Source organism: Riemerella columbina DSM 16469 (assembly GCF_000374405.1).
Classification (GTDB): domain Bacteria; phylum Bacteroidota; class Bacteroidia; order Flavobacteriales; family Weeksellaceae; genus Riemerella; species Riemerella columbina.
Window position 1 is genome coordinate 16255 of the sequence record NZ_KB894219.1, and the last position, 23483, is coordinate 39737.

The 23483-nt window shown below is 34.9% G+C and carries 30 protein-coding genes and 1 tRNA gene; 12 read left to right on the forward strand and 19 right to left on the reverse strand.

Annotated elements, in window-relative coordinates; genetic code table 11:
* Positions 1 to 62: 62 nt before the first annotated feature.
* From C237_RS14450 to C237_RS0102305, 18 genes are all read right to left on the reverse strand, one after another.
* Positions 63 to 174, reverse strand: a tRNA-OTHER gene (locus C237_RS14450).
* A 71-nt stretch (positions 175 to 245) separates the two neighbouring features.
* Positions 246 to 878: a helix-turn-helix domain-containing protein gene (locus tag C237_RS14140; protein WP_018674859.1), complete on the reverse strand. Its 633-nt coding sequence runs from the start codon at positions 876 to 878 to the stop codon at positions 246 to 248.
* Between the two features lie 149 nt (positions 879 to 1027).
* Positions 1028 to 1240, reverse strand: a complete 213-nt coding sequence (locus C237_RS14455; RefSeq protein ID WP_018674860.1) for a hypothetical protein — start codon at positions 1238 to 1240, stop codon at positions 1028 to 1030.
* Positions 1225 to 1434 carry a hypothetical protein gene (locus tag C237_RS0102235; protein WP_018674861.1) on the reverse strand — a complete coding sequence of 70 codons (210 nt, stop codon included), beginning with the start codon at positions 1432 to 1434 and terminating at the stop codon, positions 1225 to 1227. Before C237_RS0102235 ends, C237_RS14455 begins: the two co-directional genes overlap by 16 nt.
* Positions 1435 to 1513: 79 nt before the next feature.
* Positions 1514 to 2212, reverse strand: coding sequence for an N-6 DNA methylase (locus C237_RS13815; RefSeq protein WP_018674862.1), 699 nt, complete (start codon positions 2210 to 2212; stop codon positions 1514 to 1516).
* An 11-nt stretch (positions 2213 to 2223) separates the two neighbouring features.
* Positions 2224 to 2634, reverse strand: coding sequence for a single-stranded DNA-binding protein (locus tag C237_RS13820; protein WP_018674863.1), 411 nt, complete (start codon positions 2632 to 2634; stop codon positions 2224 to 2226).
* A gap of 59 nt (positions 2635 to 2693) precedes the next feature.
* Positions 2694 to 2951, reverse strand: coding sequence for a hypothetical protein (locus C237_RS0102250; protein WP_018674864.1), 258 nt, complete (start codon positions 2949 to 2951; stop codon positions 2694 to 2696).
* The gene (locus C237_RS0102255; RefSeq protein WP_018674865.1) at positions 2948 to 3205 is read right to left on the reverse strand and encodes a hypothetical protein; all 258 of its coding nucleotides are present in this window, start codon (positions 3203 to 3205) and stop codon (positions 2948 to 2950) included. Before C237_RS0102255 ends, C237_RS0102250 begins: the two co-directional genes overlap by 4 nt.
* Positions 3180 to 4994, reverse strand: coding sequence for a bifunctional DNA primase/helicase (locus C237_RS12705; RefSeq protein ID WP_083917621.1), 1815 nt, complete (start codon positions 4992 to 4994; stop codon positions 3180 to 3182). Before C237_RS12705 ends, C237_RS0102255 begins: the two co-directional genes overlap by 26 nt.
* Before the next feature lie 12 nt (positions 4995 to 5006).
* Positions 5007 to 5687 (reverse strand): DUF6291 domain-containing protein, encoded by a 681-nt coding sequence (locus C237_RS13825; protein ID WP_018674867.1) that lies wholly within the window; start codon positions 5685 to 5687, stop codon positions 5007 to 5009.
* Between the two features lie 11 nt (positions 5688 to 5698).
* A complete protein-coding gene (locus C237_RS12715; RefSeq protein ID WP_018674868.1) occupies positions 5699 to 6112 on the reverse strand; it encodes a DUF1367 family protein in 414 nt (137 codons plus the stop codon).
* Between the two features lies 1 nt (position 6113).
* Positions 6114 to 7124: a PD-(D/E)XK nuclease-like domain-containing protein gene (locus C237_RS0102275; protein ID WP_018674869.1), complete on the reverse strand. Its 1011-nt coding sequence runs from the start codon at positions 7122 to 7124 to the stop codon at positions 6114 to 6116.
* On the reverse strand, positions 7111 to 7284 hold the full coding sequence (locus tag C237_RS14460; RefSeq protein ID WP_018674870.1) for a hypothetical protein: 174 nt from the start codon (positions 7282 to 7284) through the stop codon (positions 7111 to 7113). The genes C237_RS0102275 and C237_RS14460 overlap by 14 nt, the downstream gene beginning before the upstream one ends.
* Positions 7284 to 7964, reverse strand: a complete 681-nt coding sequence (locus C237_RS0102285; RefSeq protein WP_018674871.1) for an ERF family protein — start codon at positions 7962 to 7964, stop codon at positions 7284 to 7286. The genes C237_RS14460 and C237_RS0102285 overlap by 1 nt, the downstream gene beginning before the upstream one ends.
* Positions 7954 to 8373, reverse strand: coding sequence for a hypothetical protein (locus C237_RS0102290; RefSeq protein WP_018674872.1), 420 nt, complete (start codon positions 8371 to 8373; stop codon positions 7954 to 7956). Before C237_RS0102290 ends, C237_RS0102285 begins: the two co-directional genes overlap by 11 nt.
* Positions 8370 to 8666, reverse strand: a complete 297-nt coding sequence (locus C237_RS0102295; RefSeq protein WP_026315442.1) for a DUF3853 family protein — start codon at positions 8664 to 8666, stop codon at positions 8370 to 8372. Before C237_RS0102295 ends, C237_RS0102290 begins: the two co-directional genes overlap by 4 nt.
* Positions 8638 to 8868, reverse strand: a complete 231-nt coding sequence (locus tag C237_RS0102300) for a hypothetical protein (RefSeq protein WP_018674874.1) — start codon at positions 8866 to 8868, stop codon at positions 8638 to 8640. Before C237_RS0102300 ends, C237_RS0102295 begins: the two co-directional genes overlap by 29 nt.
* Positions 8869 to 8885: 17 nt before the next feature.
* Positions 8886 to 9116, reverse strand: coding sequence for a hypothetical protein (locus tag C237_RS0102305; protein ID WP_018674875.1), 231 nt, complete (start codon positions 9114 to 9116; stop codon positions 8886 to 8888).
* 133 nt (positions 9117 to 9249) lie between these two features.
* Here C237_RS0102305 and C237_RS0102310 point away from each other — a divergent pair, with 133 nt between their 5' ends.
* The 8 genes from C237_RS0102310 to C237_RS0102360 all read left to right on the forward strand — a co-directional run bounded on the left by C237_RS0102310 (position 9250) and on the right by C237_RS0102360 (position 17929).
* Positions 9250 to 10569, forward strand: coding sequence for a coiled-coil domain-containing protein (locus C237_RS0102310; RefSeq protein WP_018674876.1), 1320 nt, complete (start codon positions 9250 to 9252; stop codon positions 10567 to 10569).
* 216 nt (positions 10570 to 10785) lie between these two features.
* The gene (locus tag C237_RS14805; protein WP_018674877.1) at positions 10786 to 11769 is read left to right on the forward strand and encodes a S24 family peptidase; all 984 of its coding nucleotides are present in this window, start codon (positions 10786 to 10788) and stop codon (positions 11767 to 11769) included.
* Between the two features lie 12 nt (positions 11770 to 11781).
* The gene (locus tag C237_RS0102330) at positions 11782 to 12165 is read left to right on the forward strand and encodes a DUF3157 family protein (RefSeq protein ID WP_018674878.1); all 384 of its coding nucleotides are present in this window, start codon (positions 11782 to 11784) and stop codon (positions 12163 to 12165) included.
* A gap of 53 nt (positions 12166 to 12218) precedes the next feature.
* Positions 12219 to 13079: a KilA-N domain-containing protein gene (locus C237_RS0102335; protein ID WP_018674879.1), complete on the forward strand. Its 861-nt coding sequence runs from the start codon at positions 12219 to 12221 to the stop codon at positions 13077 to 13079.
* Between the two features lie 47 nt (positions 13080 to 13126).
* The gene (locus C237_RS0102340) at positions 13127 to 13651 is read left to right on the forward strand and encodes a hypothetical protein (protein ID WP_018674880.1); all 525 of its coding nucleotides are present in this window, start codon (positions 13127 to 13129) and stop codon (positions 13649 to 13651) included.
* 5 nt (positions 13652 to 13656) lie between these two features.
* Entirely contained in the window at positions 13657 to 13950 is a 294-nt protein-coding gene (locus C237_RS0102345; protein WP_018674881.1) for a hypothetical protein, read from the forward strand.
* Positions 13943 to 15229: a site-specific integrase gene (locus C237_RS13835; RefSeq protein WP_018674882.1), complete on the forward strand. Its 1287-nt coding sequence runs from the start codon at positions 13943 to 13945 to the stop codon at positions 15227 to 15229. Before C237_RS0102345 ends, C237_RS13835 begins: the two co-directional genes overlap by 8 nt.
* A 546-nt stretch (positions 15230 to 15775) precedes the next feature.
* Complete coding sequence (locus C237_RS0102360; RefSeq protein ID WP_018674884.1) at positions 15776 to 17929, forward strand: polyribonucleotide nucleotidyltransferase; 2154 nt, start codon at positions 15776 to 15778, stop codon at positions 17927 to 17929.
* Between the two features lie 49 nt (positions 17930 to 17978).
* On the opposite strand, the gene C237_RS0102365 is transcribed toward C237_RS0102360, so the two are convergent.
* Complete coding sequence (locus C237_RS0102365; RefSeq protein WP_018674885.1) at positions 17979 to 18497, reverse strand: nitroreductase family protein; 519 nt, start codon at positions 18495 to 18497, stop codon at positions 17979 to 17981.
* Between the two features lie 153 nt (positions 18498 to 18650).
* On the opposite strand from C237_RS0102365, the gene C237_RS0102370 reads away from it, so the two are divergent.
* The 4 genes from C237_RS0102370 (at position 18651) to C237_RS0102390 (ending at position 23473) form a co-directional block, all read left to right on the forward strand.
* A complete protein-coding gene (locus C237_RS0102370; protein WP_018674886.1) occupies positions 18651 to 19793 on the forward strand; it encodes an acyl-CoA dehydrogenase in 1143 nt (380 codons plus the stop codon).
* A 345-nt stretch (positions 19794 to 20138) separates the two neighbouring features.
* Positions 20139 to 20726, forward strand: a complete 588-nt coding sequence (locus tag C237_RS0102380) for a bifunctional nuclease family protein (RefSeq protein ID WP_018674888.1) — start codon at positions 20139 to 20141, stop codon at positions 20724 to 20726.
* Positions 20727 to 20737: 11 nt separating this feature from the next.
* Positions 20738 to 22120, forward strand: coding sequence for a nucleoside permease (locus C237_RS0102385; protein WP_033398528.1), 1383 nt, complete (start codon positions 20738 to 20740; stop codon positions 22118 to 22120).
* 156 nt (positions 22121 to 22276) lie between these two features.
* Positions 22277 to 23473: a pyridoxal phosphate-dependent aminotransferase gene (locus C237_RS0102390; RefSeq protein ID WP_018674890.1), complete on the forward strand. Its 1197-nt coding sequence runs from the start codon at positions 22277 to 22279 to the stop codon at positions 23471 to 23473.
* Positions 23474 to 23483: the final 10 nt, after the last annotated feature.

The following is a 23483-nucleotide window of genomic DNA, read 5'->3' on the forward strand; positions in this document are numbered from 1 at the left end:
AATCCCCAACCGACCACCACAGTCAGTCGGGGAAACCAAAACAATGTGATTACAAAGATTTGAGAAGTGGGCAGGATTCGAACCTGCATTTGGGTTATTATCTCTTCTCTGAAAGGCGGTGCACCACCTCCAATTGCTCAGGACAACAGCGTCTGCCAATTCCGCCACCACTTCTGTAAATGAGATGTTCAACTTTCAATTACTGTGCAAATATAGTAAAAATTGTGTTCCCAATGGGTACACGGCTATATATTTTTTTTATCTAATGTGTTTTTAATCAATGATATAAATTGTTTGGTTTCAACTTGGTTCGGCGTGGTTCGCAAAAGACGCCATCCTAGCCTTGCGGCTTCATTGTATTTTTCCATATCTTTTAAAAATCCGTCCCCTCTGGTGTGTCTTCCCCCAGTCCAAACGCCGCCTTCAACCTCGATTGCTAATTTTTCATTGACAAAAGCAAAATCAAAACGCCATCTGCGAGTAGGATGGAATTTTAATTCCTTCACCGGCTCTATGCCTATTGCTTCTAAGCAAAGTTTAGGGAATAGGGAGTAGTCTTTTTTTTGCAGTGTTTTTAGTTTTCTGTTGCCGAATTTAGATAGTTTGATTATTATCTTATTGTGTCTTAGAAATAGGGACTTATTGGTGTTTAGGTCTGTTTCTATAGTTTTAAGATAATAGGAAATCGTCGGCTGTTCCGTTTTTAAAAACTTGGCGATTTCCATTTGGGAAATATTATAATGTTTGTAGGCTAATTTAGCCACTAGCATCCGTGCAAATACTTTATTTTGCTCTCGGTCTTTTGATTTGAGTTCTCGCATAGTTATTTGCATTTCTGCATTGACAACTCTTGCGATTTGGCTTAGTTTTTTATTCATTGTTTTATTATTTTACTCTGCGATATAAATTTCTGTTTCTCTTGTACTCTGTATATATCTACCATTCTCAGGTAATGATTCTGTTACCTCACCTGTATCGGGTCTTGCATTACATTTAACAGCATAATGTATCTGACATCCTGCCACTATTACATGATTATCTGCTGAACCCACTTTTGCAAACCAATTACTGGAGTTCCTTTAGATACTTTCATAGTGTTTTTAGATAAGTCCTCTATATGCTCTTTAATAATTCCAGAGGTTAAAAAAGGCATCATTGTCATTCTGCCTAATGAATACCTTACTTGGGATATAACCAAGGATTGAAAATCCCTGTATTCCACTGTTACCAATTTTTCCATTTTATACTTCTTTTTGTAAGATTATTCTTGCCATTTACATTTCGTGCATTCCTCTTTTTCATAATCTTCGCCCCATCTAGCGTATTTTCTTTTTCTTCCCATGTTATTTTTTTTAAAAATTTAACTTTGCTCCGCTCGGGGACTCGAACCCCGAAGTGTGCCTCTACGGATACCTTCCAGATTTCTGACTGCATCTGTTTTGGTAGATTTAGGACAGCCAGCGGGTAACAAGGTTAGCTGTGAGTCTTCACTACATCCTGTGTTGTATTTTTATCAAAACAGACTTAACTGCTTGTGTTCCGTCTGTTTTGGTTTTACTTTTTCTATTTGTTTTTCTACTTTAGGGAATTGAATACTCTCTTTGTAAACTCTAATTATAGGAAACCCTGTAATTGGCATTCTTTCAATTCTGTAAGAGGCATAGGTTTCAAGTTTCAAAGGGTCTCCCCAAACTATCTCTCCTACAAGGTTGTTCAATGCTAAATTCACAACCGACATCTTCACGCAATTATGGTCAATATCGCTACCGAAGAATATCAAATCTTTATTTATTTTTGCCCCTGCAAGTAACATTCTTCCTGATCCACAAGTTGGGTCTGTTACCGTCTTTGATTTCTCTACATTGCTTGGTATTTGCATTCTTGCAATGCCGTCGCAGATATGTTGCGGTGTAAAAAACTGCCCATTTTTACCTCCAGAAACATGCTCCATAAACAAATCACCTAAGGCATCATAAAGCCCTCCATTTTCTTCCATTACTTCGCCTAAACAAACCATCGCTTCTGCTAAGACTTGGTGTTTACTTTTATCCAACTTCTCCAGCGGATTTCTACGCAAACCACACTCATCATAAGTGATTAGGTTGTATAGCAAGCCGTCTAACAAATACTCAAAGGCTTTATGGTAAGACTCACTATAAGCCAAATCACCTAATAGATTTCCTAATTTCTTTGCGATCTCGGAGTGTTTCATTTTGTCCTAAATTAAAATGGTAAATCATCTACTTCTTCCTCTAACATTTCCGCAGGACTTTGGTTTTTTGATGATTGCGGTGTAATGTTTAGCGGTGGACTTAGTGGTACTTCTGGTTTCTTTTCGCCCCTTTGAAATTCCAACTTTCTAATTCTAAAATCTTGGTAGTATCTACCTTCTTTTTCGTTGTTAGAATACCAGTCTATTTGAGCAATAACCGCTTTACCTTTGATTAAGTGTTCCACAATTTTATCAGACTTACACCAGTAAGTACAAGGTATGAATGTGGCATTTTCCTTGTCACCATACTTTTCATTCATTGCTATTGTAAATTGAATAGCGTAAATAGTTCCTTTTTCCGTGCTTACTTGTCGCACTTGAGCATCTTTTGTAAGATTACCTGTTGCTGTTGCATTTAACATTTTATTATAACTTTAGGATTAATATTTATTCAATTTGTTCCCAATGGGTACACGAATGATTAAATTTTTTCGATTATTGATAATAGTTTCTCTGCTTCCTTTTTCGTTTGAGGAACCTCAGCGTCTACATGGCTCAAAATCCCAGTTGGTGGACAAGCAGTCATTTTTTCGTTTGTGTGGATTGTAATAGAATTCCAATTATCTGGCTCTACCTCTTTCTGATAAGTTGTGGCATAGACAGTACCATTCCAATCCTTAATCACTTTTTTTTCGTAACCATTCTCTAATAAGAGTTTTTCAAAATTAAATCGTTTCATTTTTGTATTGTTTTTAATTTGTTATTCTTAATTTTTGGAAAAAACAATTTTCCTTTTGAGCCCTCACGGACCTGTATTTTGTTTTCTTTGTATAGTTTGCCTAAAACTCCTCTGACTATCTGCCAATCTACGTTAGTTTTATTTTTTAATTCTACACCATAGACTCCGTTGTGTCCCCCAGACTTCTGGTGTCTTTCAATGATGACCCTATAAATCTCATCTTTCAAATCAGAATGGGAAATCTTCGTACTCATCATCATTATTGTTTTCAAAAGCCACTTCTGGATTTGCGATTACTTTTTTCGCAAATACCTCTGCTACATTTTCATTCTTTTTCGCTATCCAACTGCTATTATCCCAATCGTTTACTGTCGTATTTTCCCCCTCATATCTTCCGTTATTGTAGTTGTATTTGAAAGGGATTATTTCTGTTTTACCTAAGTGCTTAAACTTCACTTTTTGGATAGAAATCACACCTGTAGACTGAAACTTTTTCGTTTCAGGGTCTTGGTCTCTACCTACGGATATTCCGTAATCACTCATATTCCAGAAGTCGGCACTACCTGCAATATCGTACATCGTTGCGATTGGATAATAACCACCTTTGTCCTTTTCCAACTTACGAGGGTGGGCAATTAGGACCATCAACACATCATGTTTTTTTGCGAAATTGGATAGTTTGATGAGTATCTCTGCAATAGCATCTAATTTGTTCTGCCCATTGGGTTTATCAATTCGGTTAAAAGGGTCTATCACACAAACCTTTATCCCTTTTCTTTTCACCAAATACTCAAACTTTTTCAGTATATCATCAACTGTAAAATCCTCTGGTGGTGCCACCCAAAAAAAGTTTTCGTGTATGTATTCCAAAGCCGTATAAAACTCCTCCGCTGATGAATATCTTTCGCCAAATCGCTTGCCTGTTAGTTTTTCGTGCAACTTGGCGTAATGCAGTTTTACAGGAAAGTTTTCAGGTGAATAGTATCCCGTTTTCCAATCGTATAGAATGTTCAATCGACAAAGCACATCATCTACAAATTCCGACTTTCCAGAACCAGGAGGACCTGTTACAATCGCTAAGCGTTTTGTTTCCCAAGTAATATTTTCGTCTAATTCTGAAAAACCAATCTTTAGACCCGGCTTTAAACCATTTTTAAAAAGGTCGTCAATCTCATTAAAAAAGTCTTTTGCTTCGAAGACATCATCTACTTTTATCTCTTTAGCGTTTTTTAGCACATTTCCGAGACTTTTATAACCTTTGTGGGTCAAGTATTCGTTTGCGTCTTTGTATTGCTCAAAAGAGCATAAAACACACCTCTCTTGCCCTAAGCGACGCACCAACTCATCTCGCAACTGCAAACCTTTCTCATCAATATCCGTAGCGATGTAGAATTTTTCAATCTGTTCGAGGTCATCCAAACTGCTTTCCAGATAAGGCATATTCACAGCATTTGCACCATTCGGAACACTAATCACATTATCAAACCCCTCTTGGATAAAACTCAAAGCATCAATCTCCCCCTCTACGATGATAATTTCCTTGTGATTGAGAATGGCATTATAATTCCACCAGATGAGTTCTGCACCACTTTCCATTTTGAAATTCTTTTGCCCATCGCGGTACTTCACATTTACCAACTGCCCATTTCGATAGTATGGAAAAGCGATGCAAGTGCGTTCTTTTTCTACCTGCGGAAACCATTGCTTTGATGTCGAAACCTGCATTTTGTTAAGTGCATCTTGACCTATCATTCGGTTGGTAAACCACCTCACGGCATTGTCCGAAAGTTGCGTAAGATTTACCTGTGTTGGGATTTTGTATTGCTTATCCGATGCCTTTTTTAGTGGTCTGTATTCTACAAATCGGCTATCACAGTGATTGCAATGCCCAATACCTTCTTTCGCGTTAAAACCTAAGCATTTCAACTTATTCTTCTTGCGAGTATGCGAACACTCTGGGCAGAGCAAAAGGTTCTCTCCGCTGTTTTTTAGTTCCACCTCGTGAACTTTTGATGTGTTGATGCAATAGATTTTCGTTAGCATTGCTGTTTAGTTTTAAAATACACTTCGTCTGTTTCCTGTTTGGGTTTTTATACCAAACTTCTCCTCGTTCTGTTTCCAAGTCCTCAATCTTCTTGCAGTGTCCCAAGTTTTCTCCAATTGGAATTTTGGCTTGTTCCTGCTGTTGGGTTCTGTCCAGTAGTCGTAAAACTGCCTAATCATTGTTTGTCCGTATTCCTCAACATAGGGCTTCAACTGCTCTGCAAAATCCTGTAATGAAAATGATTTAAAAGATTTGTGGGTGTCGCCGATAGGCGAACTTTCTTTTTTTACTTTTTCTTTTTTATTATCATTTACATTTACATTATCATTTACATTTTTATTAGGTTTTGGTTTGGTTACACTTTGGTTATCGTTTGGTTTCTGTTCGGTTATTGTTTGGTTATCGTTTGGTTTCTGTTCGGTTATTGTTTGGTTATCGTTTGGTTTCTGTTCGGTTTTAGATTTAGGCGGTCTTCCACCTTTTTTACCGTTATCAAATCTTTTATTATTAGCGTCTATTTGCGGTTTTATTAGAGTAACAATAGCCCTTGCTACTGGCTTTAGATTTTCAGTTGTTGCTCCGTCTAAGCCATACTCCATTATGGCTGTGAGTACTTCTCCCTGAATATCTCTCGGCAATTCTCTAATCGCTTCGTAGAAACTTCTATAAAAGATAAAACTATCTCTTTGCATTGGTTTTGGTTTTAAAAATATTGCTCTACATTGTCAATTATATCTTGCTTATCGAAGTGGAAGTATTGGACGATTACATCGATCACTCGGTTGTATAGGTCGCTAAATTCTTCTTCATTCATTTGTGCAAAACTGATGCTCTTTGCTTCTCGCTGTACTACTCCGTTTAGGTCTGCCCACTCATCGTAATACCCTGCTTCAATAATTAAATCCTTTCGTAGCCTTTCAATGTTCTTGTATTGCTCTTGGTTGTCAAATAACATATTGATAAGAGCGAAAAACTTTCTGTGAAACTTGATATTTCGCGGTTGCTTTATCTCAACCAAATACTCATTATTAGGTTTCAGTTTCTTTGCTTTTTCCCAATCGGAATTATGACAAGGAATCAAAGAGCCATTCAGTTGTTTTTGCACATATAATTTCATCTTAAAAAATTGTTTCGTCAAATCCAGCAATCCAGCGTGGTTTGTGGAGAATGTTTTTACTTTTGAAATAATCAAACGACTTGTAAAACCCTCGCTCATCTACCATCTTGTTCAATCGCTTGATATAATGCTCAACCTTGCGTCTGCCGTAGTGCATATAATCTTCGCCTACCTCTGCAATTGAATAGTTGAATTTATCGTCAAACAGAATGTATTTGAATTTTGGATTTTCTGCCATTCCTAAAAGTTCTAATCCTATGCTGTATAGCCCAAATTGGATTTCATATCCAAACTTCTCTATGCTTCTTGCAAAGTTGTCTGGATTACAGTCAGAAGTATATTTCATATCGTGGAACAGAGTAGATGAATAAGTGTCCAATATTCCTCTAAATTGCCAACCCTCTAGTTCAAATTCTATAAATTTCTGAAAGGCTTCGCATTGTTCTAACTCTGCACATACATCATCGGTTCTTTTAAGGTTCTCTGCGATTTTAGCAGCCTTTTCGTAAACTTCTGTACTTACGGCTTCCTTACCACTTTCTATAGCTCTTAGGTAAGAAAAAAGCGATTCTACATTCTTTACCGTTCCTCGCTTGTAAGCCTTGCTAAAAGCGTATTCTACACGCTCCTCAAAAGTTCCCAATGGGGACACATAATCACAAAAAATCCTTACAAATTCTTTCTGATTTTCTGTTGTTGGCTCATCTTCTACGATAGCAAAACGCTTTTCAAACTTGTGTTCTTCAAGTACCAAGCAATCCACCAGACTCCCGAAAGTCATCGATGCGTTTTTTTCTTTTGGCTTTAGCAAATTGTTTATGAAGTTTACAGGACTATCCAGATACTTTAATTTTGAGTAAGACATTGGCAGTTCCTTATTGATAAGTCTTTGAATAATCAAATCCCTTGGCGACAATCCTGCATCTCTCAAAACTTCTGATATATGCTTTGTTTCTGTGCTTCTTGCTTCTTGTTCTGCGATATCAATCGCTAATGCTTTAGTTGCTCCCATTGTTGTTGTGTTTTAAAATTTCTATTGCTTTGATAATTCCTTTCAAATCCTTTTTCAATCGCTTCTCTTTCTCTTTGTATTGAGAATTTTCAGGATAGCATTTGATTATTTTTTCTAAATGCTCTTGGTCTTGCTTTAGTAGTTGTATGGCTCTTTCCATTATTTCGCTAAGTTTTCAAGGGTTGATTTGTACTCTTTTTTCATCGCGTAAACCTTTCCGTCTTTGTAAGGCTTACCGTTATATTTTTTAAGTACATTTTGGATTTGTGCTTTTGTCGCTACTTTTGCCTTCTCAAAGGCTTCTTCACTTAGCCACTCATCAACTTTTTGTCTGTTGTTTTGATTGGTTGTAGAGGTATTTGCAGTAGCAGGTTTCGCAGGCTTGTCCTCACTTACTTTCTTTCTAAGGTCGTTATCTATATCGTCTTCATCTGTTGGAATATGGAAGTATTTTAGTAGGAAATAACGCTCTGCATAGGTAAGTGCTGAACCTAAACCTTTTTCCCAATCATTTTGCCCATTGGCACCAAAAAGGTTTTCGTCCTTTTCGGCCGTTTCCGTGTCTATCCAAGTAAATTTCATCATTACTTTAGATAAAATTTCGGATTTAGAGCCATTCCGTGTAGTGTAGTCTTGGCGGTCGTTCTCTATGCTCAAAATCTCTTGTTTTAGAATAAGTCCCAAGTCATTCATCAATGGTTTTACAAACTCTAAAACTTTCGTACCAGATACATATTGGTAGCCATAGTTTCCACTTCCAGAAGAAGCGTCTTTACCTAAACCGTTTACTTTGGCCTGGATTTGCAATAGTTTTTGGTAGATATTCATTTTAACAGTCATTTAGGATTAATGTGTTCTCTAAGTAGTCTTCAATTTCTTTCTTCTCGGTTTGAGAAAGTTTGTAATCAATGTGTTCCTCTTTTTCCTCATCCCATTTCTGCACCCAAAGAACATTGACTTCTGGTCTTATCTCTGTGATGTCTAATTCTTTTTCCTCTGGGTATTCCAGAGTGGCTCTCCTGTGTATTGCTGTCGCATCAAAACCAACTTCTATATCAAGCCCAAAATAGAATTCGTCCCAGTCCACAAAGTGGTCTTTAATCGTAATGATATGGTCTGTAAATTTTACTGAATTGTAACCATAGATTTGTGAATCTTCGACATGGTCGCTAATAAATATACCTATTGACATCTTCTCTTCTTTTAGAAATTGTATGGCGGTGTCGTGGGTGGTGACTGTAAGTGTCATAATTCGTTTTGGTTTTTGATAAGTTCTAATGCCTTTGGTCCGTCGATGATTAATTTTCTTCCATTTTGGATAATCGCATCGTCGATTACTCCCGAGTTTTTAACCTGTTGGGCTTTGGTTTTTCCGCACCCCATTAACCTCGCTAATCCTGCTAACCCGTAAACCAGATTTTCGCTTGTAAAATCTAATCTTGTGGTTTCTTGTTCAAAGACTACCGAAAACAATTCTAAAACTTCTTCGCCAGTCATTGTGAGTAATGGTTTTTCAAGTAGATGTTGTGGTACGGTTTTCATTGCTTTGGAATTTTGAATGATACAATTGCTCTATTTGGGCATAGTTTGGAACTTTTTTCGCATAGGCAACCAGCATAAGGTCATCTGCCGTATGGATATTATCGCACTCTTGCAGGGTTTTGTGAATCATATTTCCTAATCCTGCTTTACCTTTCTGAGAGGTATTGATGTTTGGTTTTGCTAATACTTGGATGTGTGACATTGTTTTGGTTTTTGGTTTTATATAGTATCGTAAATGGCTTGTTTGTCTTCTTCGGGTTCAAAGATTTGCTCTTGGGTTAAGCCTGTAATCTCTTGTAAAATTTTTATATTTTCTAATTGAGTCAATTTTTTACTATCATTATCAATCCAGTCTTTAACTGTGAAGTATGACATCTCTGTTTTACTTATTAAAAGCCCTAATTGCTTTGGCTTTAATAAAAATTCTTTTACATTTTCTTTTATTTTCATTTTTAATTAGTATTTTTACTGAGTGATTTTAATAATGCAAATATAGAGCAATGTTCTAATATATCAAAATAAAAATAGAACAATTTTCTATTTTATTATTTAAAATACTGATAATCAGAAACAAAAATTTAATATGAGTTTAGGTGATAGTTTTAATCATGATGAATTTCAAAGGCTAAAAAAGTTTGATTTTGATAAGTATATTGCTGAAAACTATAAAGATGAAGAACTTACAGAGATTTGTTTTGGTAGTTTAGATGCGATTCAGTTTAAAAAAGTCTTGAATAGGGTGATATCTTGGTTTGATGAAATTATTAAATCCGAGATGTTTTATTTGCTCCCTGAAAATTATATGAATGATAATGAATCTTTTAATATAATTAATGAATTAGAGGATCTTATATATAATTTAGATAATGACGATAGGTATAGTGCTTATGAAAGTATTAAAAACATAATCGCCTATACACTCTTATTCGGAGGGTCGAATAGTAATACCAAAATAACCATTAATCATCAGCATGTTTCTGACTTAGAATCCAAGCAAACTCTTATTCAAACGAAATTGGAGGCTAATTTAGTGGCTTTAGAAAAATTGAAAGAAGAAATAGCTAATCAATCTGTAGCAAGTGAAAAGCTTAATAAAAAAGCAGATAGTCTTTATAATAAGCTTTTAAATAATAAAGAAACAATCCAAAATGATAAATCAGAAATAGACACAATACTTGCACTTGCTAAGCAAAACTCTAAAGATATTGAAACTACCAAAACTACCATAAACAATCATGAAACCCAAATAGCTAAAAATATAAATAAATATGAAAAGGACTTCTCTGAGATAAAATCTCAAAACGAAGATTCTTTAACCAATATGAAGGAAGCAATTAGATTGCAAAAAGAAATTTTAGACAAAAAACAAGAAGTAGAGAATTTACTTGGTGCAGCAGCAGATGGTTCATTGGGGACTAAATTTGAAGAAAGAAGAAAATTAATTAGCCATAGTTCTATTGCTTTTCTTGTTTTTGTTCCTATTGTTTTTTGCTTTGCAATATGGTGGACTTTTAAAGTTTACACTACATTCAGTGTTAATCCACAGGATAGTGGTTTACCTGTTTGGGCTGGAGTATTACTTAATTTTATAAAAGTAGCTCCTGCATGGTGGTTTTTTGTTTGGATGATTGGTCGTTACAATAATGAACGAAAACTGGAAGAGATTTACGCTTTTAAATCTGCCGTTGCAATGACGATGAGAAACCACGCTGACTTATTAAAAGACGATGACAATGGAGATGTTTCTCAAAGAGCTTCTAGACAAATAATGCTTTTAAAATCAGTAGAAAGCATTTACAAAGAACCTTCTATTGATAGTAAAAAAGATAAAGAACTTAATATGAAAAAAATGACCAATCTCATAAAACAATTAAAAGAAACCGTGAAAGAGATAAAAAATTAAAAATCATTATTTTCAATTTTTCTGTGAATTAGTTTTGCAAGAAAATATAAACAACCAGACACTATGACAGAGGTAAGTATCATAAGTGATAAATTTACCCATATGTAAAATACATAGTCATAAAATTCATATATAGAAACTGTTATATAGAGGTCTTGTTTCTCCGGTGACATAATTGATAAATTTAGATTGAAATAATTTTTATAATACAAAGATATGAAAAAAATAGAACAAAACTCGGTAAAAACAAGATTAAAAGAGTTTTTGAAATATAAAAAGCTTTCACAAAAAAAGTTTGAGGAAATTTGTGGATTTTCTAATGGATATGTCAATAGTATGAGAAAATCTATTAAATCTGAAACTTATGATGAGCAAGTAGCCCCTAATTTTCCTGAATTAAATAAAGTTTGGTTATTACTTGGCGAAGGCGAAATGCTTAAATCTTCTAATGAAGACGATATGAATGAAGAAAATAATACTAATATTTCTAAGCAAAATAAATTAAAAGAAATTTTTAAGATTATAGAAAAGTATAATGTTAGCAATTATGAAATCTCTAAGAATACAGGAATTTCTGAGGCTGGATTGGGAAGTATAACTAATGGTGAAACTAAAAATCCAAGAGAAATTACTGTTAATTCAATATATAACTACTTAGTTGAAAAGTATGAAAGTTTACCACAAGGCGAAATGCTTAAATCTTCGGAAGAAAGCCCTGTAAAAGGTGATGAAGTAAAGGCAGTGCCTTTTGATAATTATATGATGGTAGAGTATGCAGACTTATCAACCGCAGCAGGATTGCTTGGAGGAGATAACCCTTATGAACTTCCAGAGACTAAAACAAGGCTTGTCCCTAAAGAATTTGACAGTGGAAAATATCTTGTGGTAACAGTCTATGGGGATTCTATGGACGATGGGACAAGTATATCAATTCCACATGGAACAGAAATATTAATTAAGCAAGTTTTTCTATCTCAAAATGAGAAACTGCCTATCAGAAATAATTTATTTGTAATAGTAACCAGTGAGGGGAATACATTTAAGCAAATTATAGAGCATAATTCAGAAGAGGGATATATTATATGTAGGGCTTATAATAAAAATTATAGTGATTTTAAATTAAGTCTTGAAAATGTATTGCAAATATTTGTCTTTAGAAAAATAGTGTCATTTAGACCATTTATACCAGAAATAAATTAAAAATTTAAAAATATGAAAACAAAATTATTTTTATTAATGATGTTTATTATTCCATTATTGGGATTTTCACAGAAAAAAATTGAAACAGTAAAACTATCTAATGGCAATACTGTTACATTATTTGATGATAATACTTGGAAGTATGAAACAACAGATGTACAAGTCTATGGTTTTTCGTCTTCTATATCAAAGTCAAATAGTGGTTATACTAATAAGAGTTATAGTAACAACAAAAGTTTACCTGCAAAAACTAAGAATAGAAAATATAAGACAAATAGTCGTTTAAAGTCTTATTCTTCATCTTCATACTCAGGATACTGTGGCACACCAACTAAAAAAGGGGGAGCGTGTTCTCGGAGAGTTTCGGGAGGAGGTAGATGTTGGCAACATAGATAACAAGCACTGGAATAGAGCAAAAGATTTTTTATAAATAAACTTAAAATCTACCAATGGCAAAAACAAACAAAATAGAAGTTAGTGATAAAATTATAGCAATAACTTCGCATAATAATGATGATTATATTTGTCTAACAGATATGGTTCGTGGAGAAGAAGGCAATGACCATATAAGGAACTGGATGAGAAATCGGAATACAGTCGAATTTCTTGGTATATGGGAACAGTTGTATAATCCAAATTTTAAAGGTGTCGAATTCGACACCTTTAAAAAAGAAGCAGGGCTGAACTCTTTTAATTTGACACCACGAAAGTGGATAGAAGCCACTAATGCTATAGGAATTATCTCAAAAAGTGGTAGAAACGGAGGAACTTATGCTCATAAAGATATTGCATTTGAATTTGGTGCTTGGATTAGTCCCATGTTTAAACTTCTTTTAATAAAAGAATTTCAAAGATTAAAAGAAATAGAATCTAATGAGTATAATCTGGAATGGAATGTCAAAAGAATATTAAGCAAAATAAACTACCATATTCAGACAGACGCCGTAAAAAAACATCTCATCCCTAAGTCAAAATTTACAGTAAATAAACAATGGATTGAGTATGCAGAGGAAGCCGATTTGTTAAATATGGCATTGTTCGGTTGTACAGCAAAACAATGGAAAGAGGTAAATCCTCAGCTTACCTTAGAAGGGAAAAATATGAGAGACTTTGCAAGTATCAATGAGCTTGCCGTATTATCGAATCTTGAGTCCTTAAACTCCGAACTAATAAAAGCAAACATAGACAAGGAAACAAGGTTTAATAAATTGAAAGAAACCGCTAAACAACAGTTAGCCATATTAGATAAAACAGATATACTTAAATCCGTAAAAAAAATATCAGATACAACTTATTTAAATGAAAAATAAAAACGAGTTATAAGAAAAATAGTATAAAGCTATTAAAAATTAAAATTATGAAAAAATTATTATTAACGATTATGCTTTCCATAATACCAATCTTATGTTTTTCGCAAAAAAAGAAATTGGCATCTAACAATGTAAAAGAATACAGAGAATATCTAGCAAAATCTGAAGGTTTAGGAAAGGCTCTTTATGATGTTATTTCTAAATTCAAAATGGGAAGTATATTTGATAAATCAGCTATTGACGAAGAACCATCCGTAGATTATAATAAAAAAATGGATGCTTATAAATATGTATATAAACTTGATGAATGTAATATAATTTTCTATGTAAAAAATGGAAAAATTATTGAAAAAATAATGATAGTTTTTGACCTAACAAATTATCAAGAACTGGTAAACTATTTAGATCTTAGAAATAAAGAATTTACTACTGAAAAAGGATTTAAAATTAACGACGATGAATATTTAATCATTTCTAAATCTCGTAAAAATGATTACGACAGTTATTCATTTGATTTTACTGGTCTGGAATATCACAACCTATTAGATTATCTTATAAGCAAAGAAAAATAACTACAATGCCTAAAAAAGATTATCCTATCGTCCGTCGTTTTTTTGTGGCTATAGAGCATTACCTCCTCACTAGCGAGATTAACGAGTTTAAAGCCTTTTGTCTTAAATATGATTTGCCAAGAGCAAATATTTTAAGAATTAGAAAAGAACCATACAGAAAATTTCACCCAGAGTGGCTAGCGGTAATGGCTAAACTCGGCTATTCAGCACATTGGCTACTTACAGGCGAGGGAGAAATGAAGCCAAAAAAGCAAACAGTAATAAAAAAGAAAAAATTAGAGCAAAAAGAAAATGCTTAAATATTCTGTAAAATTTTCTATTAAAAACAATGAAACTGATGAACCGACACCTTTAAGACTTAGGGTATCGTTTAATTCTTTACGTATAGAACTTTACCCAAGGATAATGATAAAACCCTCGCAATTTGATAATACTAAGCAAGTAATAAAAGGGGATATAATTGCTAAAAAGAAAATGTCTAAAGTTGTATCTCATATTGATTCTGTTTTTGAAAAGTACGATTACGAAAAGAATAGATATCCTACATCCAAAGAACTTAAAGCAGAGTTTAAAGCACTATTTAGTGATAGTGATATTACAAACAAGGATTTAGTTTTAGATATCTTTGATCTATTTATAGAAAATGCTTCAATTCTAAAACAATGGGCTGATGGTACTCGGAAAAGTTATATCTCTATAAAAAACCATTGGTCTTACTACCTGCCTAATAGGAAGATAAATGAATTGACAGAAAAGGACTTAATGGGTTTTATTCAATATTTCCAAAAAGCACCTATAGACCACAGAACAAAGAAAACTAGAAAACCACACCGAAATACAACAGTAGAGAAAAATATTGCAGACTTTAAAACTATGCTACAATGGGCGTCTGATAAAAAGTATTATGAAGGAGATTTACATAATACTTTCAAACCTGTTTTCAAAGGAACAAGCGGAGATTTGAAAGAAATAGTCTACTTAGAATGGGACGAATTGATGAAACTTTTTAACCACGACTTTGGGATAGATAGACTAAATAATGTTAGAGATGTATTTTGTTTCTGCTGTTTCACTGGTGTCAGATTTTCTGATGCGAAAAAATTGAGGAGAGAAGATATTAGAAATGATTACATGTTAGTAACAACCGAAAAGACTATTGACCCATTGAAAGTTGATTTGAACAATTATGCATTAAGTATCTTGAATGATTATAAAGATAATGATATGCCTTTGCCTATAATTTCTCAAGATAAGACCAATGAATACATAAAAGAAATCGCGGAGATTTTAGAATTTAATGATCCAGTCACAGAGGTTTTTTTTGTTGGCGAAAAAAGATATAAAAACACTTCATTGAAAAAAGAAGTGTTATCTACCCATGCAGGAAGAAGAACTTTTGTTGTTAACTCTTTAAAACTTGGAATTCCAACAGTTGTTATAAGAAGTTGGACAGGTCACAAAGATGATAGAGCAATGAAACCATATATTAAAATTGTTGATGAGTTAAAATCTAAGGAAATGAATAAGTTTAATAGTGACTTTACCCCCAGAAATATCCCCAGAAAAAACGATACTTAATGAAGTAAAATAAAACTTAATGAAGTAAAGCCTTATAAATAAAGAAAAATCAAACTTCAATAAAATATAATAAATCGCAACTCAATTCCCGTCCTCGCTACAAACCGCCCTATATATAGGGCGGTTTTTTTCGTTTTCTACGAAAAATATTCTCAGTTTTTTTGATAATCAGCCCCTTATTTTTAATTTTAAATCGTCCTATAAAAAATTAAACTCATGAATGTTAAATTCATCTAGAATAAACAATATTAATAGGATTAAAAGCTACTTTAGTTTTTGAAATGAAAAAAATACATTTTTACTATCTTAAATCGTTTTCAGTTATTTTATTTAGGATGTAATTATAAAAAAATGAATTTTCATAATACTTATGGCATTAATTATAGAATTGAGATTCGTATCAATAACCAATCTAATCATATAAAAAAAATCGTTACCTTTGCAGGGAATATTAAAAATGAATATTAACCCAAATCTGCCTAAAGAAGTTACGCAGATGTCGCCGTAGGTGAACGATGCCTCGGTATTTTAAAACCAATTTATTTTATGAATGCACCACAAGCAATTACAGAAACTATTCTGCTCAAAGACGGCAGAGAAATTACTATTGAAACAGGAAAACTTGCCAAGCAAGCCGATGGTGCTGTAGTGGTAAAAATGGGTGGCACAATGTTATTAGCCACCGTAGTAGCTGCCAAAGAAGCAAATCCTGGCGTAGACTTTCTACCTCTTACGGTAGATTATAGAGAAAAATTTGGTTCGGCAGGAAAGATTCCTGGGAACTTTTTTAGAAGAGAAGCAAGACCATCTGATGATGAGATCCTTACGATGCGATTGGTGGATAGAGTGATTCGTCCATTATTTCCAAGTGATTTCCATGCGGAAGTTCAAGTGATGATTTCTTTAATCTCTTATGACGGTAAAGTAATGCCAGATTCATTAGCTGGCTTAGCAGCATCTGCAGCAATAGCCATTACCGATATTCCATTTAACGGACCTTTTTCTGAGGTAAGAGTCATTAAAAAAGATGGTGTTTTAAGCATCAACCCTAGTTGGGAAACGCTTCAAGAAGGCGTAGAGCTGGACATTATGGTAGGAGCAACTAAAGACTCTGTGGTGATGGTAGAAGGTGAGATGGACGAAATTACAGAACAAGAAATGCTAGAGGCGATTGCTTTTGCTCACGATGAAATTAAAACTCAAGTAGCGGCTCAAGAAGCGTTAGCCCAAAAAGTAGGGAAATCATTACCAAAAAGAGAGTATTGCCACGAAACACACGATGAAGACCTTAAAAAAGAAATTTGGGACTACGCGTACCAAAAATATTACGATATAGCCAAAACACCAAGTGCTAAAGAGGAACGAGGGGATAAGTTTTTAGCAGTGGTAGAAGAATTTTTAACACGCTATACAGAAGAAGAATTAGAAGAGAAGCAAGACTTAGCAAAAGTATATTTCCACGATGTACAAAAAGAAGCCGTGCGTCAATTAATCTTGAATGAAAATGTAAGGTTAGACGGTAGAAATAATCAACAAATTCGCCCTATTTGGTGCGAGGTAGATTATTTGCCATCTGCACATGGTTCTTCTGTATTTACTAGAGGAGAAACCCAGTCATTAACTACAGTGACATTAGGCTCTTTGATGGATGCCAACAGAATTGATAGCGTTGTTACACAACACGAGGAAAGATTTTACCTTCATTATAACTTCCCACCATTCTCAACAGGTGAAGCAAGGCCATTAAGAGGAACTTCTAGAAGGGAGGTAGGACATGGAAACTTAGCACAGAGAGCGCTTAAAATTATGATTCCAGAGGAAACACCATATACGATCCGTGTAGTTTCTGATATTTTAGAGTCTAATGGGTCATCTTCTATGGCAACTGTGTGTGCAGGAACATTAGCTTTAATGGATGCAGGTATTCCTATGAGAAAGCCAGTATCGGGTATTGCCATGGGCTTGATTACCGATAAAGAATCTGGAAAATTTACCGTATTATCTGATATTTTAGGGGATGAAGACCACCTTGGAGATATGGACTTTAAAGTAACGGGGACGGAAAATGGAATTACGGCTTGCCAGATGGATATTAAAATTCAAGGTTTAACAATGGACATTATGGAACAAGCGTTAATGCAGGCCAGAGAGGGGAGACTTCATATCTTAGGCGAAATGCTGAAAACGATTTCTGAACCTAGACAAGATGTGAAACCTCATGCACCAAAAATGTTGATGATGGAGATCCCAAAAGACTTCATTGGGGCTGTGATTGGACCTGGTGGAAAAGTAATTCAGCAGTTACAAAAAGATACAGAAACTGTAATTACTATTGAAGAAAAAGGTGATATCGGACATATTGAAATTTCTGGAATGGATAGAAATAAAATTAACGAAGCAGTTAGACAAATCAATGAAATCACCTTTGTGCCAGTAGTGGGCGAGGTGTATAATGGTAAAGTGGTAAAAGTAGTAGACTTTGGTGCTTTTATCCAATTGGCTAAAGGAACGGAAGGACTTCTTCATATCTCAGAAATCGACTGGAAGCGTACTGAAAAAGTACCTTATAATGAAGGCGATAGGGTAGAAGTGAAATTTATGGGTTATGATGACCGTAAGAAAATGAAACTTTCAAGAAAAGTTTTATTACCAAAACCACCGAGAGATAACAAACCTAAGGATAACCAAAATAATGGTTAATACTTAGAAAATAATTTTTTGATAAAGAGGCTATTTAATAGCCTCTTTTTTATTTATGCTCTAAAGTGCCGATGTAGAACAGACCTAAGCATTTCTCGTTATCATTTAGATTAAGGAATTCGGATAGATAAGCAGCCAATTTAGGAGTGCTCCAGTAGCACCCTAACTGGTAAGTGCTACACAATAAATACATATTTTGAACGCCCATAGAAACTGCGGCAATTTCCTCCCATTCTGGAACAGTATCGCTAATGGCAACGCTTGTACTGATAATGGCAGAAGCACCTTTGATTTTATCTATAATACTCAGGTATTTCTTTTCCAAGAATTTATCTTCTGGCGTATAAGTTTTATAGAGTTTTGCCATTTCTTTGGCTAAAGCATCTTTTTGTTTACCTAGAAATAATTGATAGCGCCAAGGTGCTGTTTTTTTATGATTAGGCGTAAGGCATCCGACATTTAATAATTCGTTGAGGATATCTTTAGTAATATCTACTCCTGTGTAATCTTTAGGATAAGTACTTTTTCTTTGTTCAATAATCGCTTTAAGGATTTGGGATTCATTCATAGATTGATGTTTTTTACAAATATAACTTTTTTAAAATGAAGTTTAAGATTTTATTTTGGTATCCACACAAACTTCTATTCATTCAAAGAGCGTTATTGTAAGTCTCAAATAAAAACATTAAATTTACCACCCTACAACAAATTTTAATAGACTATGGATTTTAATCTAACAGAAGAGCAGTTAATGATTCAACAAGCTGCTAGAGATTTTGCACAAAACGAATTATTACCTGGTGTTATAGAACGAGATAGAGACCAGAAATTCCCTACCGAACAAGTGAAGAAAATGGGAGAAATGGGCTTTTTGGGTATGATGGTAGACCCTAAGTATGGCGGTGCAGGTTTAGATAGTGTTTCTTATGTATTGGCTATGGAAGAGATTTCCAAAGTGGATGCTTCTGCGGCGGTAGTGATGTCAGTAAATAACTCATTGGTATGTGCAGGGTTGGAAAAATATGCAAGTGAAGAACAAAAGCAAAAATATTTAGTTCCCTTAGCCAGCGGTGAAGTGCTTGGGGCGTTCGCCTTATCTGAACCAGAAGCAGGATCAGATGCCACTTCTCAAAAAACCATTGCCGAAGACAAAGGCGATTATTATTTATTAAACGGTACCAAAAACTGGATTACCAATGGCGGTACTGCGAGTTATTATATCGTGATTGCCCAAACCCATCCTGAAAAAGGGCATAAGGGGATTAATGCCTTTATCGTAGAACGCGATTGGGAAGGCTTTGATATTGGACCAAAAGAAGACAAAATGGGGATTCGTGGGAGTGATACGCATTCTTTGTTATTTACCGATGTAAAGGTACCAAAAGAAAATCGTATTGGCGAAGAGGGTTTTGGGTTTAATTTTGCAATGGCGGTGTTAAATGGTGGTCGTATTGGGATTGCTTCTCAGGCGTTAGGGATTGCGAGTGGTGCTTATGAGTTGGCGCTTAAATATGCTAAGGAGCGTAAGGCTTTTGGTAAGGAAATTATCCATCATCAAGCCGTAGCGTTTAAATTGGCCGATATGGCAACCCAAATCACGGCGGCAAGAATGCTGTGCTATAAGGCAGCGGCAGAAAAAGACCAAGGCAAAGACATTTCCGAGAGTGGTGCGATGGCGAAGTTGTTTGCCTCTAAAACCGCTATGGATACGACTATTGAAGCGGTTCAGATTCACGGTGGCTATGGTTATGTGAAAGAATACCATGTAGAGCGAATGATGCGCGATGCCAAGATTACACAAATCTACGAAGGTACTTCTGAAATTCAGAAAATTGTAATTTCTAGAAGTATTGCCAAAAAATAAATCCAATGCCTTGCTCACTTAGAGTGGTGCAATTTTTATTTAGGCGTGCCCCTCTGCCTTTTTTTAGGAAAAGGCAGAGCGTCGGTCTACGGGCAGTCGCTTTGTGGGCTTTTTTAGGAAAGCCCACAAGAGCTCCAACAATGCCCTCCGCCCTCACGCGGTATTTCGTCAACTACAAAATTACGATGTTCAAAATAAGAGTTATCATATAATGATAGTTAAACAATACCTCTATTGATAAAAAAATGGTATTAGGATAAAAGAGACTAACTAATTTTAATCATAATTTCTAATAAAAAATACCATCTTTCTATGGAGGTGGTGTTTTTTTATTATATTTGTCTTATGAATTATAAGAAACTCATCATTCGAGGGATTTCCCCTAGTCAGACACAGACGGGTGCCTATGCCTTGTTATTAGAAGAGGAAGAAAGCGGTATAAAATTACCAATTGTCATAGACTATTATGGTGCCCAAGCCATTTCTTTAGGACTGGAACGCGAAGCGGCTAAGCAACTGTCTAGACCCATGACCCACGATTTATTTAAAAATTTTATTGATGCCTCTCAGTTTGTTTTTGAATATGTGGTGATTTATCAGATTATAGATGGGGTATTCTTTTCAAATATACATCTTAAACATAAAATTACGGAGGATTCCATCATCCTAGATGCACGCACTTCTGATGCGGTATCTCTAGCCGTGCGCTATAATGCGGATATCTTTTCCACAAAAGAAGTCTTGGAAGAAGCAGGTATTTTGCTCGAAATCCAAGCCATAGATTCTGAAGAAGATATTGTAGAAATGCTGATGGAAGAAGAAAGTTTGGACGAGCTCAAAGCACAGCTAGAGGAAGCAGTAGCAAAAGAAGACTTTGACCTTGCTGTTATTATTCAAGAAAAAATAAAGCAAAGACAAAAGAAAATAGACTAATAATACAAAATATGGACAATATAAAACTACGATTGGTAATACTGAACTTTTTGCAGTATTTTGTTTGGGGGGCTTGGCTGATTACTATGGCTAATTTTTGGTTTGGAACCAAGCATTGGGATGGGACTCAATTTGGTGCCGTATTTGGTACTATGGGAATCGCTTCCATATTTATGCCAACTCTGGCGGGGATTGTTGCCGACCGATGGATTAATGCAGAGAAACTTTATGGCTTTTTTCATATTGCCTATGCTGGGGTGCTGTTTTATTTACCTCATGCTGAGAGTCCCACTGCTTTTTTCTGGTTGATGCTTTTGGCAATGGTATTTTATATGCCCACAATCGCCCTTTCTAATTCTATTAACTACCATATTTTAAATGAACGAAATTACGATGTGGTAAAGGTGTTTCCAAGCCTAAGGGTTTGGGGAACCGTAGGGTTTATTGTTGCTATGTGGATTACTAATCTTACGGGGAATAAAGCCTCGGAAGGTCAGTTTTATATTGCGGGTACTGTGGCTATTGTATTAGGGATTTATGCCTTTACCTTACCACCATCACCACCACAAAAAAATATTGATAAAAATGCACCATTGAGTGAGCAATTAGGGCTTAATGCATTCCAATTATTCGCAAAATATAAAATGGCCTTGTTCTTTTTATTTTCAATGTTATTGGGCGCGGCTTTACAACTAACCAATGCTTATGGTGATGTTTACCTTAGTGAATTTGAATTTTATCCTCAATATGCTCAGTCTTTGGTAGTGGAAAAATCTACAATTATCATGTCGATTTCACAGATTTCTGAAACACTATTTATTTTAGCCATACCATTTTTTTTAAAGAAATTTGGAATTAAAAAAGTAATGTTGCTAAGTATGTTGGCTTGGGTACTTCGTTTTGGATTGTTTGCTTTTGGTGACCCTGGTACAGGGCTATGGATGATTATCCTATCTTGTATTGTATACGGAATGGCGTTTGACTTCTTCAATATCTCTGGGTCGTTATTCGTGGAAACCACAACGGATAAAAAGATTCGTTCTTCAGCACAAGGTTTATTTATGATGATGACCAATGGTTTCGGTGCCATTATCGGAAGTTATGTGGCGGGTTGGGTCATCGACCATTTCTTTACTAAATCCTTTACTTCTGCTTCGCAATTAGCAGAATATTTACAGACGAGTACCGATAATTCTTCGTTTATAGAAATATTGAAAAATTCTTTTAATGCTACAATTATGTCCGATGGTTCACTTTCTCAAGTGGTAGCACTTAGGGATTGGTATCAGATATGGTTGGCGTTTGCCATCTACGCCTTGGTTGTAGCGGTATTATTTGCCATCATGTTTAAACATAAACACGATCCGAAGGCGGTAGAAAATATTAAACATTAATAAAACTATTTTAAAGAAAATAACAATGATGCTGTTCAGATTTTGAGCAGCATTTTTTTATTCTGAGGATAAATACTACTATAAGGTGTTTACGATTAGCGTTAAAAAAATCTCAATAAAAATGTGTATTTTTGTCGAAAATAAAAAATGATTATAATGCCAAAAATATCTCAACGCGCGGCGGGAATGCCGGCATCTCCGATTAGAAAGTTAGTACCTTATGCTTTAGAGGCAAAGCAAAGAGGGGTGAAAGTTTATCATCTTAATATTGGTCAGCCCGATATCGCAACACCAGAAACGGCGTTGGAAGAGTTAAAAAATATCCACCTTAAAGTTTTGGAATATTCTCTTTCAGAAGGGAATTTGGAATATCGTAAAGCGCTTGAAACTTACTATCAAGGATTAGGATTTAAAGATATTACCGTGGATAATTTTATCGTTACCAATGGGGGTTCGGAAGCGCTAAATTTTGCCCTTTCTACTTTATGTGATGAAGGCGATGAAATCATTATTCCTGAGCCTTATTATGCGAATTACAATGGGTTTTCTAATCATATTAAAGTCAATGTAGTGGCAGTGCCGTCTTCTATTGAGAATGGTTTTGCATTGCCAAGTATGGAGGCATTTGAAGAAAAAATTACTGATAAAACCAAAGCGATTGTTATCTGTAATCCAGGAAATCCAACGGGCTATTTGTACACCAAAGAAGAATTACAAAAGTTAGCAAACATTGCTTTAAAACACGATATTGTTATTATTTCGGATGAAGTATACCGCGAGTATGTGTATGATGGAGAACAACAAACTTCTATGTTAGCATTTCCAGAATTAGCAGAGCATTGCATCGTGATTGATTCGGAGTCTAAGCGTTATTCTATGTGTGGTGTGCGCATTGGCTGTATGGTAACGCGTTCTAAAATGATAAAAGAGGCAGCCATGAAATTTGCACAAGCGAGATTGAGTCCCGTATTAATTGGTCAAATTATCGCGGCTAAAGCCCATCAAAATGACGAGGCGTACATTAATAGCGTAAGAGCAGAATATACCAAGCGTAGAAATTTATTAGTAGAACTTCTAAATGAAATTCCAGGTGTAAAATGTCCTATGCCAAAAGGGGCGTTCTATTGTATGGCAGAACTTCCAGTAGATGATGCCGAAACTTTTGCACAGTGGCTATTAGAGTCTTATAACAATAATAAGGAAACCATTATGGTAGCACCAGCAGGCGGATTTTATTCTAATCCAGAACTAGGAAAAAAACAAGTGCGTATGGCGTATGTCCTTAATGAAAACGACTTAAAGCGTAGTGCCGAAATTTTAAAAGACGCACTAGAACAATACAACAAAAAATAAAACTTAATAT

Coding starts and splice junctions, on each gene's coding strand:
- C237_RS13820 (WP_018674863.1), bottom strand. CDS start 2,634: ATGTTAAATGCAACAGCAACAGGTAATCTTACAAAAGATGCTCAAGTG.
- C237_RS14140 (WP_018674859.1), bottom strand. CDS start 878: ATGAATAAAAAACTAAGCCAAATCGCAAGAGTTGTCAATGCAGAAATG.
- C237_RS0102250 (WP_018674864.1), bottom strand. CDS start 2,951: ATGAAACGATTTAATTTTGAAAAACTCTTATTAGAGAATGGTTACGAA.
- C237_RS12705 (WP_083917621.1), bottom strand. CDS start 4,994: ATGCTAACGAAAATCTATTGCATCAACACATCAAAAGTTCACGAGGTG.
- C237_RS13815 (WP_018674862.1), bottom strand. CDS start 2,212: ATGAAACACTCCGAGATCGCAAAGAAATTAGGAAATCTATTAGGTGAT.
- C237_RS13835 (WP_018674882.1), top strand. CDS start 13,943: ATGCTTAAATATTCTGTAAAATTTTCTATTAAAAACAATGAAACTGAT.
- C237_RS0102370 (WP_018674886.1), top strand. CDS start 18,651: ATGGATTTTAATCTAACAGAAGAGCAGTTAATGATTCAACAAGCTGCT.
- C237_RS0102390 (WP_018674890.1), top strand. CDS start 22,277: ATGCCAAAAATATCTCAACGCGCGGCGGGAATGCCGGCATCTCCGATT.
- C237_RS14805 (WP_018674877.1), top strand. CDS start 10,786: ATGAAAAAAATAGAACAAAACTCGGTAAAAACAAGATTAAAAGAGTTT.
- C237_RS0102300 (WP_018674874.1), bottom strand. CDS start 8,868: ATGTCACACATCCAAGTATTAGCAAAACCAAACATCAATACCTCTCAG.
- C237_RS0102365 (WP_018674885.1), bottom strand. CDS start 18,497: ATGAATGAATCCCAAATCCTTAAAGCGATTATTGAACAAAGAAAAAGT.
- C237_RS0102340 (WP_018674880.1), top strand. CDS start 13,127: ATGAAAAAATTATTATTAACGATTATGCTTTCCATAATACCAATCTTA.
- C237_RS0102330 (WP_018674878.1), top strand. CDS start 11,782: ATGAAAACAAAATTATTTTTATTAATGATGTTTATTATTCCATTATTG.
- C237_RS0102290 (WP_018674872.1), bottom strand. CDS start 8,373: ATGACACTTACAGTCACCACCCACGACACCGCCATACAATTTCTAAAA.
- C237_RS12715 (WP_018674868.1), bottom strand. CDS start 6,112: ATGAAATTATATGTGCAAAAACAACTGAATGGCTCTTTGATTCCTTGT.
- C237_RS0102360 (WP_018674884.1), top strand. CDS start 15,776: ATGAATGCACCACAAGCAATTACAGAAACTATTCTGCTCAAAGACGGC.
- C237_RS0102295 (WP_026315442.1), bottom strand. CDS start 8,666: ATGAAAACCGTACCACAACATCTACTTGAAAAACCATTACTCACAATG.
- C237_RS0102335 (WP_018674879.1), top strand. CDS start 12,219: ATGGCAAAAACAAACAAAATAGAAGTTAGTGATAAAATTATAGCAATA.
- C237_RS13825 (WP_018674867.1), bottom strand. CDS start 5,687: ATGCAAAGAGATAGTTTTATCTTTTATAGAAGTTTCTACGAAGCGATT.
- C237_RS14460 (WP_018674870.1), bottom strand. CDS start 7,284: ATGGAAAGAGCCATACAACTACTAAAGCAAGACCAAGAGCATTTAGAA.
- C237_RS0102385 (WP_033398528.1), top strand. CDS start 20,738: ATGGACAATATAAAACTACGATTGGTAATACTGAACTTTTTGCAGTAT.
- C237_RS14455 (WP_018674860.1), bottom strand. CDS start 1,240: ATGGAAAAATTGGTAACAGTGGAATACAGGGATTTTCAATCCTTGGTT.
- C237_RS0102380 (WP_018674888.1), top strand. CDS start 20,139: ATGAATTATAAGAAACTCATCATTCGAGGGATTTCCCCTAGTCAGACA.
- C237_RS0102235 (WP_018674861.1), bottom strand. CDS start 1,434: ATGCAGTCAGAAATCTGGAAGGTATCCGTAGAGGCACACTTCGGGGTT.
- C237_RS0102285 (WP_018674871.1), bottom strand. CDS start 7,964: ATGACTGTTAAAATGAATATCTACCAAAAACTATTGCAAATCCAGGCC.
- C237_RS0102275 (WP_018674869.1), bottom strand. CDS start 7,124: ATGGGAGCAACTAAAGCATTAGCGATTGATATCGCAGAACAAGAAGCA.
- C237_RS0102305 (WP_018674875.1), bottom strand. CDS start 9,116: ATGAAAATAAAAGAAAATGTAAAAGAATTTTTATTAAAGCCAAAGCAA.
- C237_RS0102310 (WP_018674876.1), top strand. CDS start 9,250: ATGAGTTTAGGTGATAGTTTTAATCATGATGAATTTCAAAGGCTAAAA.
- C237_RS0102345 (WP_018674881.1), top strand. CDS start 13,657: ATGCCTAAAAAAGATTATCCTATCGTCCGTCGTTTTTTTGTGGCTATA.
- C237_RS0102255 (WP_018674865.1), bottom strand. CDS start 3,205: ATGAGTACGAAGATTTCCCATTCTGATTTGAAAGATGAGATTTATAGG.